We start from the raw sequence: 13,302 nt of genomic DNA, 5'->3' as shown, positions 1-13,302 counted from the left end.
CAGGTGTTCCCGTCTCTCAGAGTGCGTCCGGGCCGCGTTCGCCGGTCCGTACCCGGACCGCCGTCTCGACCGGCACGCTCCATACCTTGCCGTCACCGATCTTGCCGGTCCTGGCGGCCTTGACCACTACGTCGATGAGCTGTTCCGCGTCCTCGTCCTCGACCAGCACCTCGATGCGGATCTTCGGTACGAGGTCGACGGTGTACTCCGCACCCCGGTAGACCTCGGTGTGGCCGCGCTGCCGGCCGTATCCGCTGGCCTCCGTGACCGTGAGCCCCTGTATGCCGAAGGCCTGGAGAGCCTCCTTGATCTCGTCGAGCCTGTGGGGCTTCACGACTGCGGTGATGAGCTTCATGCGTCCACCTTCTTGATCGTCGCCGGGGAGGCGTCCTGGCCGGGGGCGAGCACGCTACCGCGGCTCGAAGGGGAGCCGCCCAGCGCGCTGAAGTCGTATGCGGACTCCGCGTGGTACGCCATGTCGACACCGCTGGTCTCGTCGTCCTCGGAGGACCGGAACCCGATCGTCGCCTGGACGATCTTGGCGAGGATCCAGGAGACCACGAACGAGTACGCCATCACGGAGAACGCTCCGACGGCCTGCTTGCCGAGCTGCGAGATGCCGCCGGCGCCGTCGATCGCGAGGACTCCGACGAGCAGGGTGCCGATCACACCGCCGACGAGGTGGACGCCGACCACGTCGAGGGAGTCGTCGTAGCCCAGCTTGTACTTGAGGCTGACGGCCCAGGAGCAGACGGCACCGGCGAGGACACCGATGAGCAGCGCGCCGAACGGGTTGACGTTGGCACCGGAGGGCGTGATGGCGACCAGACCGGCGACCGCGCCCGAGGCGGCGCCCAGCGTGGTGAACGCGCCGTGCCGGATGCGCTCGTAGGCGAGCCAGCCGATCATCGCGGCGGCGGTGGCGATCTGCGTGTTGAAGGCCATCAGGCCGGCGGTTCCGTCGGCGGCCAGCTCGGAGCCCGCGTTGAAGCCGAACCAGCCGAACCACAGCAGTCCGGCGCCGAGGACGACGAGGGGCAGGCTGTGCGGGCGCATCGGGTCCTTCTTGAATCCGATGCGCTTGCCGACCACCAGGACCGCGGCGAGGCCGCCGATGCCCGCGTTGATGTGGACCGCCGTACCGCCGGCGAAGTCGATCACGCCGAGGGTGTGCAGCCAGCCGTCCTCCGACCAGACCCAGTGGGCGACCGGGAAGTACACGACGGTGACCCAGAGCGCGATGAACAGCGTCCAGGCACTGAACTTCACGCGGTCGGCGAGCGCACCGCTCATCAGCGCGGGGGTGAGGACGGCGAACATCATCTGGAAGAGCGCGAAGACGAAGACCGGGATGCCGGTCTTGCCGCCGGTGAGCGTGTCGGCCGAGATGCCCTGGAAGCCGACGTGGTCGAAGTTGCCGAGCAGCCCCGCGCCCAGGTCGTCACCGAAGGTCAGCGAGTACCCGTAGAGCACCCACAGGACGCTGACGACGGCGAGCGCGATCATGGACATCATGAGCATGTTGAGGGCGCTCTTCACCCGCACCATGCCGCCGTAGAAGAATGCCAGGCCGGGCGTCATCAGCATGACGAGCGCGGCACTGATCAGTACGAATGCGGTATCTGCGCCATTCAAGGCCAGCGTCTCCTCGTGGTCGGAACGGCCCGTGCGGATGCTCACGAAGTTATGGGCCGACTGTGCTGAGGAGATTCGCGCAACGCCGTTTCCGTCAGTGCCGCTGCATGTTTCACACCAGTGACGAAGGCGCGCCGCGTGTTACGGGCCGATGAACCGGCGGGGGCGGTGCGGAGCCGCGCCGCCCCGTCCGCGAGGGTCGGAAACCGGCCGCGGCACCCACCCGGTGAACCTGGCGCGGGGGAGCCGCATCGGGCGGTACGGGGTGGGGACCGCGGCCGGAGTGTCAGACGGCTTCCGCGGATTCCGGAAGCCGGTCGGTGAGCAGGTCGGTGAGGTCGGTGACCCGGGCGACGTCCCCGAAATCCCTGGCGGCGGTGTCGACGGTCTTGCGCAGCCGGGTGTTGACGCGCTCGGAACGGACCTTGCCCGCCACGTCGAGCGCCTGCCGGGCCAGCTCCGTGGCGTGTTCCGGCTCCCGCTTGAGGAGGTGGACGGTGGCCATGCCGACCAGGTTCAGCGCGTACGACCGCTGATGTTCCGTGTCCTTCTCGAACAGCTCGACGGCGCGCTCCATGAGCGGTTCCGCGAGGGAGGCGTACGTGGGGCTGCGACCGGCGACGTAGGCGAGGTCGCGGTAGGAGTGGGCGTTCTCCCCGTTCAGTTCGGCCTCGGAGAAGAAACGGATCCAGTCGGGCTCCGCCTCGCCGTCGTGGCCGGCGTCGGAGAAGGTGTCCTCGGCCATCCGCACGGCGCGCTTGCACTTCCCCGGCTGGCCCATGTTGGCGTACGCGCGCGCCTCCATCGCATACAGCATGGCCTGGGTGCGGGAAGTCGCGCAGTCCCTGCTGCCGTACTGCGCGAGGTGGATGAGTTCCAGCGCGTCGTCGGGCCTGCCCAGATGGATCATCTGGCGGCTCATGGACGACAGGATGTACGAGCCGAGCGGTTTGTCACCCGCTTCCTTGGCCGCATGCAGGGCGAGGACGAAGTACTTCTGGGCGTTGGGCTGGAGGCCGACGTCGTAGCTCATCCAGCCGGCCAGCTCGGCCAGTTCGGCAGCGCAGGTGAACAACCGCCGTGCGGTGGGCTCCGGTTGCGTCTCCTGGAGCAGGTCGGTCACCTCGTGGAGCTGTCCGACGACCGCTTTGCGGCGCAGTCCGCCCCCGCACTGCGCGTCCCAGTGGCGGAACATCACGGTGGTCGCCTCCAGCAGGTCCAGCTCGGGTCCGGAGAGCGCGGAGGACCGGTCCGTCACGGCGGTCTCGGGCGGCCGTGGCGGTTCACCGGCCGGGGCCGGCACCAGCCAGCGCTGAAGGGGCTCCACCAGGGCGGGGCCCGCGGCGAGACCGAGCGAGGTCCCGAGGAAGCCGCGCCGCGCCAGCATCAGATCGCTGCGGGAGAACTCGCTGAGCAGCGCGACGGTCTGCGGCCCGGCCCACGGCAGGTCGATGCCGGACTCCGAAGGGGACTGGTGGGCCGAGCGCAGACCCAGCTCCTCGACGGCGACGCCGACACCGAAGCGCTCGGAGAACAGCTCGGAGAGGATGCGCGGGATGGGTTCACGTGGCTGTTCGCCGTCGAGCCAGCGCCGTACCCGCGAGGTGTCGGTGCTGATGTGGTGCGCGCCCATCTGCCGCGCCCTGCGGTTGACCTGGCGCGCCAGCTCGCCCTTCGACCAGCCGCTGCGCACGAACCACGAGTCCAGCCGCCCGTTCGGACGCCTGCCGGAATTCGTGCCGTCTGCGCCGCTGCCGCCCACTGAACGCCCCCATTCGATCAAGCCCCTGTCGCGCGATCCGCTATCAGAATGCCGCGCAATGTCGCTCTCTGTCCGGTGATTGCCACCCCTCGAACAGGAAACCGAGATGCCTCCGGCATACCCACGAGCGCGCCGCCCCAGAGGGGTTGTGCACTGAAAGTAATCCTACGATCACCCCTTCGGCGAGGGGGAGCCCACAAACGCCACCATTCGCCACCCCTTCGAATGAACGCACCTACGGCGAGGCGCGATTGACTTGACACGTCGGATCAGGCATGGGCGGAGCGCTGTACGCCGGGGCGCGCGATGCGGGCCGAAACGCCCCCAACGCTTCCGCGCGCCGCCGTAAGCGCCCCTCGGTCGACGGAGAGTAACGGGCACACTGCGACACGTAACCACCGGCGAGTTCGACCCGTTGGAGGGGGCATGGGCTTCACGATCGGCGGCACGCGGCGTCGCGGCCGAACGGCCGAGTGCACCGCGGTGGCGGAGTACACAGGGCTCTGGGGATGGGACGTCGCCCCCGGCGCCAGGATCGCGGGCGGACACTGCTCCTGCGGCGCGAAATCCTGCCCCGCACCGGGCGCGCACCCGCTCGGCCCCGACATCCCGGCGGGCGCCACCCTGGACGACGTCACGAAAGCGTGGTCCGACGGCGCGGCGGTCCTGCTCCCCGTCGGCCGCACCTTCGACATCCTGGACGTGACGGAAACGGCTGGCAGCCGCGCGCTGGTACGACTGGAGCGGATGGGGCTGCCGCTCGGGCCCGTCCTGGCCACCCCCGAGGGCCGCGCGCTCTTCTTCGTCGCGCCCGGCGCCTGCGCCCAACTCCCCGAGCTGCTGTACCGGATGGGCTGGGACGACGCGGACCTGGATCTGCGCTGCCTGGGACCGGGGGCACGGGTGCCGGCGCCACCCTCCGGGCCTGCCCGCTGGCTGCGTCCTCCCACCCTGGACACCGCGCAACCGCCCCAGGCCAGGCTGCTGCTGGGCACACTCGCCTACATCACACACCGCTCACAGGCGGGATAGCGCGCCGGCGGCCGCTTCCCGGCCCCGGACACGCGGGCGGGCGCAACGGAACCGGGCGAGACCCCGCCGCGGTTCATGGTCCCCCGACACGCGTGCGGGCGGGTGCGCGGCCCGCACCCGCCCGCACCTCCGTACATCTCAGTCGCCGATCAGCGCGTCCACGAACGCCCCGGGCTCGAACGGCGCCAGATCGTCCGGCCCCTCGCCAAGACCGATCAGCTTCACCGGCACTCCCAGCTCACGCTGCACCGCGATCACGATGCCGCCCTTCGCCGTACCGTCCAGCTTGGTCAGCACGATGCCGGTGATCTCCACGACCTCCGCGAACACCCGCGCCTGCACCAGCCCGTTCTGCCCGGTCGTCGCGTCCAGGACCAGCAGCACCTCGTCCAGCGGGCCGTGCTTCTCCACGACGCGCTTGACCTTGCCCAGCTCGTCCATGAGCCCGGTCTTGGTGTGCAGCCGTCCCGCGGTGTCGATGAGGACGACGTCCGCGCTTTCCGCGATGCCTTCCTTGACGGCATCGAAGGCGATCGAGGCCGGGTCGCCCCCCTCGGGTCCGCGTACCGTACGCGCGCCGACCCGCTCGCCCCAGGTCTGCAACTGGTCGGCCGCCGCCGCGCGGAACGTGTCCGCCGCGCCGAGCACGACCGACTTGCCGTCCGCGACGAGCACCCGCGCCAGCTTGCCCGTCGTCGTGGTCTTGCCGGTCCCGTTCACGCCGACCACCATCACGACGCCCGGGGTCTCCAGGCCGCCCTCGGTCTTCACCTCGCGGTCGAAGTCCGTGCCCAGGAGCGTGATCAGCTCCTCGCGCAGCAGGGCGCGCAGCTCGTCCGGCGTACGCGTGCCGAGCACGCGTACCCGCTCGCGCAGCCGCTCGACCAGCTCCTGCGTCGGCATGACGCCCACGTCCGCCGTGAGCAGGGTGTCCTCGATCTCCTCCCATGTGTCGTCGTCGAGGTGTTCCCGCGAGAGCAGCGTGAGCAGCCCCTTGCCGAGGGAGTTCTGCGAGCGCGCGAGCCGTGCGCGCAGCCGGATCAGCCGGCCCTCGGTCGGCTCGGGTACCTCGATCTCCCGCGCGGGCGCCTCGCCCACGACGGGGTCCTCGACGGCGACCGGCGATCCGGTCGCCTCGTCGGCGTCCGGGAGGCCGACCTCTTCGATGGTGCGGCGGGGTTCGTCCCGCGGCGTCTCCGCCTCGTCGCCGACATGCGGCTCTGCGGGCGGAGCTGTGATGGTCGGCGTGCTCGACGGTGACGAGGGCGGCAGCTGCTTCTTCTTGCGGCTGCCGACCACGAGCCCGCTGATCGCGCCGACCGCTACCAGGGCGATGACTACGACAAGGATGACAATTTCCATCCCTCGATCTTCGCAGGGAATCACGGCGTTCAGGCCGGGCGGAATGTGATCTTTGCTCCGGAGGCGCGATGCGCCGGAGTTCTCCGCGTCCGAGGGGCGACGGTCGGACCCAGAGCCCGGTGCAGGAAATGACCGCCCGCCCGCACGCCACAGCCGCGGTGAACGAGGTGCGTACCCGGGCTCTGGAGGTCAGCACGTCCCGGCCGAGCGCCGTGGCGCCCTGAGACACCGGGCTCATGGGCAAGCACTCCCGACCGGGCCCGCCGGACCAGCCGAGTCGCGTGGTCCCGCACATCGATTCCGGTGATCCGCTCGCCGCGTTCGACCGCCGCCGTCCCGCTCCGATGGATCAGAGGCGGCGCCACCGGCCGCTGGGGGGCGGCGCGCGCCATCTCAGGCCCGGCGAGCCCCGCGTCCCGGAGGAAGGGGATGGCTACTTGTACGTTCCGGTCGGAACGGCGCCGGACCTCGCGACCGCGTGGATGTGGGACAACGAATCAGCCCCGGATACGGGGGCCGATTCGTGACCGAGGCCGTCCGGCGAGACACGCACCCCCCACGAGTGTGTGCGACGCGCGTCCTCCGAGGGGTGACGGGTCACGCCCGACCCCGGCCCCGGCGGACCACCCACCACGCATGGGCGCCATTTGTACCTTTTGCATACCGAACGTACGATGCTCGCGTCTCTGGGTTACCCCAGCGGCCCCTCCCCAGGAGCCCCCACCTCTGTACGGAGCCCCTCATGCCTGACGTCTCCGCTTCCGAAGGCGCGGTGGAGACACGTGGCCTGGAACCCGTCCCGGCGAGCGGGCGTACCGGCCATGTCCGGGAACTCTTTCCCACCTGGATCGCGGCCAACATCACCGTGCTGCTCCTCACCATCGGCGCCGGCCTGATCGTCTTCGAGGGGCTGAACTTCTGGCAGGTGCTGGTGGTCGCGACCGTGGCGCCCGTCGTCGCCTTCGGCATCGTCGGGCTGGTGTCCCTGGCAGGCCCGCGCGGCGGCGCACCCGGCATGGCGCTCTCCAGGGCGGTCTTCGGACAGCGGGGGAATCTGCTGCCGGGTTCACTCATCTGGGTGGCCCGCTGGGGATGGGAGACCATCAACGCGGTGACCGGCGCCTACGCCCTGCTGACCGTGCTCAATCTGGCGTTCGGTGTCCGGAGCACCGATCCGCTGATCGGCGTCACCCTGCTCCTCTTCGTCGCCTGCACCTTCCTGGTGTCGGGGCTCGGCATCAGGGCGCTGCGGGTGTGCAGCAGGTGGTCGATGTACCTCTTCGGCGGCTTCAGCGTGCTCGTGCTGATCTACCTGATCATGCACACCCGGTGGGCGGCGGTCTTCGACCGGCCGGCCGGTCCGACGGCCGCCATGATCGCGGGCATCGGCACGCTCGCGGCCGGCGGTATCAGCTGGGCGCCCACAGGACCTGACTTCACGCGCTATCTCCCCATCCGCTCCCCGGGCCGGGCACTGGTCCTCTCGGCGGTCGGCGGCGCGGGGGTCGTGATAGTGCCGTTGGTACTGATGGGCGCGGTGATGGCGGTCGGCACGCCGGACCTGGCACGGGCGAAGGACCCGATCGCGTTCATCGGCGATCTGCTGCCCGTCTGGCTCTCGGTGCCGTATCTGCTGACCACCCTGGTCGGGATGGTGCTGATCAACGCGATGTCGATGTACTCGGCGGGCTTCACCGCGCAGACCCTGGGGATCAGGCTCCCCCGGGTCTGGGCGGTGAGTGTGAACGCGGTGATCAGCCTCGTCCTGGGCTTCCTGCTGATGGTGGTGGCGACGAGTTTCATCAGCTCGTTCGTCTCGTTCCTCACCCTGCTCGGGGTGACGTTCTCCGCGTGGATCGGGGTGTTCGGCGTCGACATGCTGCGGAGGCGTGCGTACGACGCGACGGCGCTGATGGACACCGGCCGCACCAGCGGTTACTGGTACCGGCGCGGCTTCGCGGTTCCGGCGACGGTGTCGTGGGCCGCCGCGCTGGTGGCGGGGCTGCTCTTCACCCGCGTCGAGTGGTTCGCGGGACCGCTCGCCAGGACCTGGCTCGGCAGGAACGGACTCGCCTGGGCGGTGACCATCGTGGTCGGGGCCGTGCTGTACGCGGCGCTGCCGCACCCCCGCGCGGACTCCGGACGGCGGACGGCGGCCGGAGCGCGCGGGGGCCGTTCGTCGTCAGCCCATCTGCTCCAGCGTCTTGCCCTTGGTCTCCCTGACGAACAGCAGCACGAAAGGGAGGGAGAGCGCGGCGAAGCAGGCGTAGATGATGTACGTCCCCGAGAGGCTCCAGTCAGCGGAGAGACTCGGGAAGCTCGCGGTGATGGCGTAGTTGGCGATCCACTGCGCGGAGGCGGCGATACCCAGCGCGGCGGCGCGGATCCGGTTGGGGAACATCTCGCCGAGGAGGACCCAGACGATGACTCCCCAGGACAGCGCGAAGAACAGCACGAAGACATGGGCCGCGATGAGGGCGGTGGTTCCCTCGGTGGTCGGCAGCTTTCCGTGCACGAGCTTCGCGGAGAACGCCCATGCCTCGAGGGCGAGGGCGACGGTCATTCCGCAGGAGCCGGTGATCGCGAGCGGCTTACGGCCCACCCGGTCCACCAGCACGATCGCGATCACGGTGCCGACGATGTTCACGATGGAGGTGGTGAACGAGTAGAGGAAGGAACTTGACGGATTGATACCGACGGACTGCCAGAGCGTCGCCGAGTAGTAGAAGACGACGTTGATGCCGACCAGCTGCTGAAAGGCCGAGAGGCCGATACCGACCCACACGATGGGCAGGAAGTTCCGTCCGTTCAGCAGGTCCCTGAAGGACGACTTGTGTTCGCGCCGCATCGCCAGTTCGATTTCGCGGACCCGTTCCTCCAGGTCGACGTCTTTGTTCTCGACACGGGCGAGCACTTTCTTGGCATCGGCCTCCTTGCCCACGGAGATCAAATAGCGCGGCGACTCGGGAATCGTGAAGGAGAGCACGCCGTAGCTCACCGCCGGGAGAACCATCACACCGAGCATCCACTGCCAGGCTTCGAGGCCGGCGAGATTGCCGCGCTGGTTCCCGTCGGCCAGCTGGAGAATGCCGTAGTTCACCAGCTGGGAGATCGCGATACCGAGCACGATCGCGCCCTGCTGAAAGGAACCGAACCGGCCGCGATAGGCGGCCGGAGACACCTCGGCGATATAGGCGGGGCCGATCACCGACGCCATACCGATCGCGAAACCGCCGATCACGCGCCAGATCGCCAGGTCGTAGATGTCGAAGGGCAGCGCGGAGCCGACCGCGCTGATGGTGAAGAGGAAGGAAGAGATCCGCATGCAGTACAGCCGGCCGATCCGGTCGGCGATCCGGCCCGCGACCGCCGCCCCGATCGCCGAGCCGAGCAGCGCGACGGCCACGACCTGGGCCAGCGGGAGGGACCCGATGTGGTAGCGGCTCCGGATCGCCTGAACGGCGCCGTTGATCACGGAGCTGTCGTAGCCGAAGAGGAAACCGCCCATCGCGGCGGCCGCCGTGATGTACACGACATGACGGAGGTGGTCCGGACGGGGCGCGCGGCCCTCGGCCGGCGGCACCTGCGCTGTGCTGGTCACATGAACTCCCTGGAGCCCCGGGCGACATCGCCGGGCGTGAGATGGGGGAGCCCTTACAGTGGCCCATAACGTGCCATCACTCGCTATTTCGACACCCCTCTGTTGGGTGAAAAAACAGCGCAGGCAGGCAGCGGGCAGGCGGCAGTTCAGCGCAACCGCTGGCTGATGACCTTGGACACCCCGTCGCCCTGCATGGACACGCCGTACAGCGCGTCCGCGACCTCCATCGTGCGCTTCTGATGCGTGATCACGATCAGCTGTGAACTCTCCTGGAGCTCCTGCATGATCCGGATCAGCCGCTGGAGGTTGGTGTCGTCGAGCGCCGCCTCGACCTCGTCCATCACGTAGAACGGGCTGGGCCTGGCCTTGAAGATCGAGACCAGCATCGCCACCGCCGTCAGGGACCGTTCACCGCCCGACAGCAGCGACAGCCGCTTGACCTTCTTGCCCGGCGGCCTGGCCTCGACGTCCACGCCCGTGGTCAGCATGTTCTCGGGATCCGTGAGGATCAGCCGGCCCTCGCCGCCGGGGAAGAGCCGCGAGAACACGCCCTCGAACTCCCTGGCCGTGTCGCGGAACGCCTCGCTGAAGACCTGCTCGACGCGCTCGTCGACCTCTTTCACCACGTGGAGCAGATCGGCCCTGGTCTTCTTCAGGTCCTCGAGCTGTTCGGAGAGGAACTGGTGCCGTTCCTCCAGCGCGGCGAACTCCTCAAGGGCGAGCGGGTTCACCTTCCCGAGCTGCTGATAGGCCCGTTCGGCCGATCTGAGCCGCTTCTCCTGCTCGGCCCTGGCGTACGGCTTCGGCCGGTTGCGCGGGTCCTCCGGGTCCTCGGACAGTTCCTCGCCCTCGGCCGGCGGCGAGGGCGGTACGAGCTGGTCAGGGCCGTATTCGGCGATCAGCCCGGCCGGCTCCACCCCCAGCTCCTCCAGGGCCCTGGCCTCCAGTTGCTCGATCCGCAGGCGCTTCTCCGCGCCCAGCACCTCGCCCCGGTGGACCGAGTCGGTGAGCTTGTCCAGTTCGCCCTTGAGGTCGCGGCCCCGGCCGCGCTCGGCGACCAGGTCCTGTTCGCGCTCCGCCTTGGCCGCCTCCGCGGCGGCCCGCTCGGTCCCGGCCCGTACGACCGACACCTCCACGTGCGCGAGCAGTTGCCGGGCGCCGTCCGCGACGGCGGCGGCGACCCGCGCCTCGTGGCGCAGCCGCGCCCGGCGCTCTTCCGCGCGCGCCCGCGCCTCGCGCTCGGCGCGCGCCCCGCGGTCGAGGGAGTCGGCACGGCCGGCCAGGGCCTTCACCCGCTCCTCGTGCGTACGGACCTGAAGGCGCGCCTCCATCTCGGTCTGCCGGGCGTTGGCCCCGTCGGCGGCGAGGCGGTCCCGTACGGAGGTGTCGGGCTCGGCCTCGCTCCCGTCTCCGAAGGGGGTGGTCTCCTCCGCGACCAGCAGCCGCTCCGCCAGTTCCCGTGCCTCCTCGGTGGCGCGCTCCAGCGCGTCCCGCGCCGTGGCGACGGCGGAGGACGTCCGTTCGGCCTCGCCCGCCGCGCCGCGCGCCTGTCCGGAGAGCCGTCCCAGCTGCCCGGACACGGCGGACTTCTCCCGGTCGGCGGCCCGCCTGCGCTCCCCCAGCTCCTCGACGAGCGCGGCGCGTTCGGCCCGCTGTTCCGTGGCGGCCCGCTGCGCGGCGGCCAGTTCCTCGCACCGTACGGCCAGCTCCGCCAGCCGCCCGGCTGCCTCGTCCACGGACGCCTGCACCTCCAGCAGACTCGGCGCGCCCGCCGAACCGCCGTGGGCGAAATGCGCCCCGAGGACGTCGCCCTCGGCGGTGACGGCGGTCAGGGAAGGCCGCGCCGTGACCAGGTCCTCGGCGTCCTCCAGCGTCCCGACCACGACCATGTCCCGCACCAGCCTGCGCACGGCCGCCATCAGCGGGGCCGGGCCCCGGACGAGGTCCACGACGTACGGCGAAGCCGTATCCGCTGTGCGTACGGTCTCCCCGGGCGCCGCTTCCTCCTGTGCGGCCTCGGCGGAGGCGCCGCGTCCCGGCGCGTCGCCCGGTGTGGCCGCCTGAGCGGGAAGCGCGGCGGCCGCGGGTCCTGGCCGCCGGGTCTCGGCGCTCTGCGCGGGCGGCGGGACGGCCGCGCCCGCGGCGCCGTCGGCCAGCAGCAGGGAGGCCCGTCCGGCGTCCTGGTCGCGGAGGAGGCGGAGCGCGTTCGCCGCCGTGGCGGGGTCCGCGACCGCGACCGCGTCCGCCGCGACGCCGAGCGCGGCGGCCACCGGGATCTCGAAGCCGGGGGTGACGGTGAGCAGTCCGGCGGCCGGACCGAGCAGGCCGCTGAGCTTGTCGCGGGCGCCGAGCAGGGCGCCCGTGCCGTCCTTGCGGCGCAGGCCCAGGGCCAGGGCCTCGTGGCGGGCGGCGAGCGCGGCCCGGTCGCGTTCCGCCGCGGTGGCCGCCTCGCGCGCCGCCGACAACGCGGCCTCGGCGTCCGCGAGCGTCCGTCTCGCCGTGTCGTGACGGTCGGCCAGGTCGTGGTCGTCCGCGTCCAGGGCGTCGACCTCGGCCTTGAGCTGCTCGTACTCCTCCCGCGCGGTGGCCGCGCGCCGGACCGCCTCGTCGCGGGCGTCCGCGAGGCGGCCGATCTCCGCCTGCGCGGAGGCCGCGCGGCCGCGGGCCGCGTTGACCTGGCCGTGCAACCGGGCCAGCCCTTCGCGGTGGTCGGCGATGGCGCGGGCCGCGTCCTTGAGGCGGCGCTCCTCGTCGGCGAGCGACCTCTCCAGCGCGGCCCGGTGCGTGGCCGTGTCCTCCAGGGCGAACTCGGCCGCTTCGAGCGCGGCCTCCAGCTCCGCCTCCTGCTCGCGGATCCTGGCGGCCTCGCGCTCCATGTCGTCGGGGTCCCGGCCCGGTCTCTCCTCGGTGGGGGCCATGGTCGCGCTCTTCACGCGCGCGTCCGCCAGTGAGATCGTGCCGCGCACCCGCTCGGCCAGCTGGGACAGCTCGTACCAGGTCTGCTGCGCGCGCTGGAGCCTCGGCGCGAGCCGCCGTACCTCGTCCTCCAGCGCCGTCTCACGGGCCAGCGCCGCCCTGAGCGCGGCCTCCGCAGTCTCCTTGCGCTGCTTCAGCTCCGCCTCGTCGGCGATCTCCGTACGCAGCGCCTCCCGCAGTGTCACCAGGTCGTCGGCGAGCAGCCGCAGCCGCGCGTCGCGCAGGTCGGCCTGGATGACGGCGGCCCGCCGGGCGACGGCGGCCTGTCTGCCCAGGGGTTTGAGCTGGCGGCGCAGTTCGTCGTTGAGGTCCTGGACGCGTGCGAGGTTCGCCCGCATCGCGTCGAGCTTGCGCAGCGCCTTCTCTTTGCGTTTGCGGTGCTTGAGAACGCCCGCGGCCTCTTCGATGAAAGCCCTGCGTCCCATCGGGTCGGCGTGCAGGACGGAATCGAGCCGGCCCTGACCGACGATGACGTGCATCTCCCGGCCGATACCGGAGTCGGAAAGCAGTTCCTGGATGTCGAGGAGCCGGCACGTATCCCCGTTGATCTGGTATTCGCTGCCGCCGTTGCGGAACATGATCCGCGTAATGGTCACTTCGGCGTAGTCGATGGGCAGCGCGCCGTCGGAGTTGTCGATCGTGAGTGAGACCTCGGCCCGGCCGAGCGGCGGGCGGCCCGTGGTCCCGGCGAAGATCACATCTTCCATCTTTCCGCCGCGCAACGACTTCGCGCCCTGCTCGCCCATGACCCAGGAGAGCGCGTCCACCACATTGGACTTTCCCGAGCCGTTCGGGCCCACGACACAGGTGATTCCGGGCTCGAAACGCAGCGTCGTGGCGGAGGCAAAGGATTTGAAACCGCGCAGGGTCATGGCCTTGAGGTGCACGCCGCCGGACTCTACTCCGCTCCGATCGCCCCCGGCGGTTTCATTAC

General features: G+C 70.7%; 7 protein-coding genes and 1 pseudogene. 2 read left to right on the top strand and 6 right to left on the bottom strand.

The genetic code is table 11. From position 1 onward, the window contains the following. Positions 1–16: 16 nt before the first annotated feature. The 3 genes from ACIP6N_RS22860 to ACIP6N_RS22850 all read right to left on the bottom strand — a co-directional run bounded on the left by ACIP6N_RS22860 (position 17) and on the right by ACIP6N_RS22850 (position 3,397). Positions 17–355, bottom strand: coding sequence for a P-II family nitrogen regulator (locus tag ACIP6N_RS22860; RefSeq protein WP_037689863.1), 339 nt, complete (start codon positions 353–355; stop codon positions 17–19). After that, positions 352–1,635 carry an ammonium transporter gene (locus ACIP6N_RS22855; protein WP_401818370.1) on the bottom strand — a complete coding sequence of 428 codons (1,284 nt, stop codon included), beginning with the start codon at positions 1,633–1,635 and terminating at the stop codon, positions 352–354. Before ACIP6N_RS22855 ends, ACIP6N_RS22860 begins: the two co-directional genes overlap by 4 nt. 286 nt (positions 1,636–1,921) lie before the next feature. After that, entirely contained in the window at positions 1,922–3,397 is a 1,476-nt protein-coding gene (locus tag ACIP6N_RS22850) for a hypothetical protein (RefSeq protein WP_401818152.1), read from the bottom strand. 426 nt (positions 3,398–3,823) lie between these two features. Between ACIP6N_RS22850 and ACIP6N_RS22845 the strand changes: the two genes are divergently transcribed. Continuing rightward, on the top strand, positions 3,824–4,429 hold the full coding sequence (locus ACIP6N_RS22845; RefSeq protein WP_401818150.1) for a DNA primase: 606 nt from the start codon (positions 3,824–3,826) through the stop codon (positions 4,427–4,429). Between the two features lie 138 nt (positions 4,430–4,567). Here the strand turns inward: ACIP6N_RS22845 and ftsY are convergent, their stop codons facing one another. Beyond that, a complete protein-coding gene (ftsY, locus tag ACIP6N_RS22840; protein WP_401818148.1) occupies positions 4,568–5,791 on the bottom strand; it encodes a signal recognition particle-docking protein FtsY in 1,224 nt (407 codons plus the stop codon). A 742-nt stretch (positions 5,792–6,533) separates the two neighbouring features. Here ftsY and ACIP6N_RS22835 point away from each other — a divergent pair. Further along, positions 6,534–7,925: pseudogene (locus ACIP6N_RS22835) on the top strand (purine-cytosine permease family protein); the annotation flags it as partial. 48 nt (positions 7,926–7,973) lie between these two features. Here the strand turns inward: ACIP6N_RS22835 and ACIP6N_RS22830 are convergent. Both ACIP6N_RS22830 and ACIP6N_RS22825 read right to left on the bottom strand, forming a co-directional pair. Next, positions 7,974–9,392: a sugar porter family MFS transporter gene (locus tag ACIP6N_RS22830; RefSeq protein ID WP_401818145.1), complete on the bottom strand. Its 1,419-nt coding sequence runs from the start codon at positions 9,390–9,392 to the stop codon at positions 7,974–7,976. Between the two features lie 146 nt (positions 9,393–9,538). Continuing rightward, positions 9,539–13,255, bottom strand: coding sequence for a chromosome segregation SMC family protein (locus tag ACIP6N_RS22825; RefSeq protein WP_401818143.1), 3,717 nt, complete (start codon positions 13,253–13,255; stop codon positions 9,539–9,541). Between the last annotated feature and the right edge of the window lie 47 nt (positions 13,256–13,302).

Origin of the sequence: Streptomyces sp. NPDC088725, from assembly GCF_044751305.1 — a bacterium.
Lineage (GTDB): Bacteria > Actinomycetota > Actinomycetes > Streptomycetales > Streptomycetaceae > Streptomyces.
This window is presented reverse-complemented; position numbering and strand designations above follow the sequence as displayed.

What these genes read in the sequence shown, in the direction of transcription:
- ACIP6N_RS22860 (WP_037689863.1), bottom strand. Translation starts at nt 355, where the DNA reads ATGAAGCTCATCACCGCAGTCGTGAAGCCCCACAGGCTCGACGAGATC.
- ACIP6N_RS22845 (WP_401818150.1), top strand. Translation starts at nt 3,824, where the DNA reads ATGGGCTTCACGATCGGCGGCACGCGGCGTCGCGGCCGAACGGCCGAG.
- ftsY (WP_401818148.1), bottom strand. Translation starts at nt 5,791, where the DNA reads ATGGAAATTGTCATCCTTGTCGTAGTCATCGCCCTGGTAGCGGTCGGC.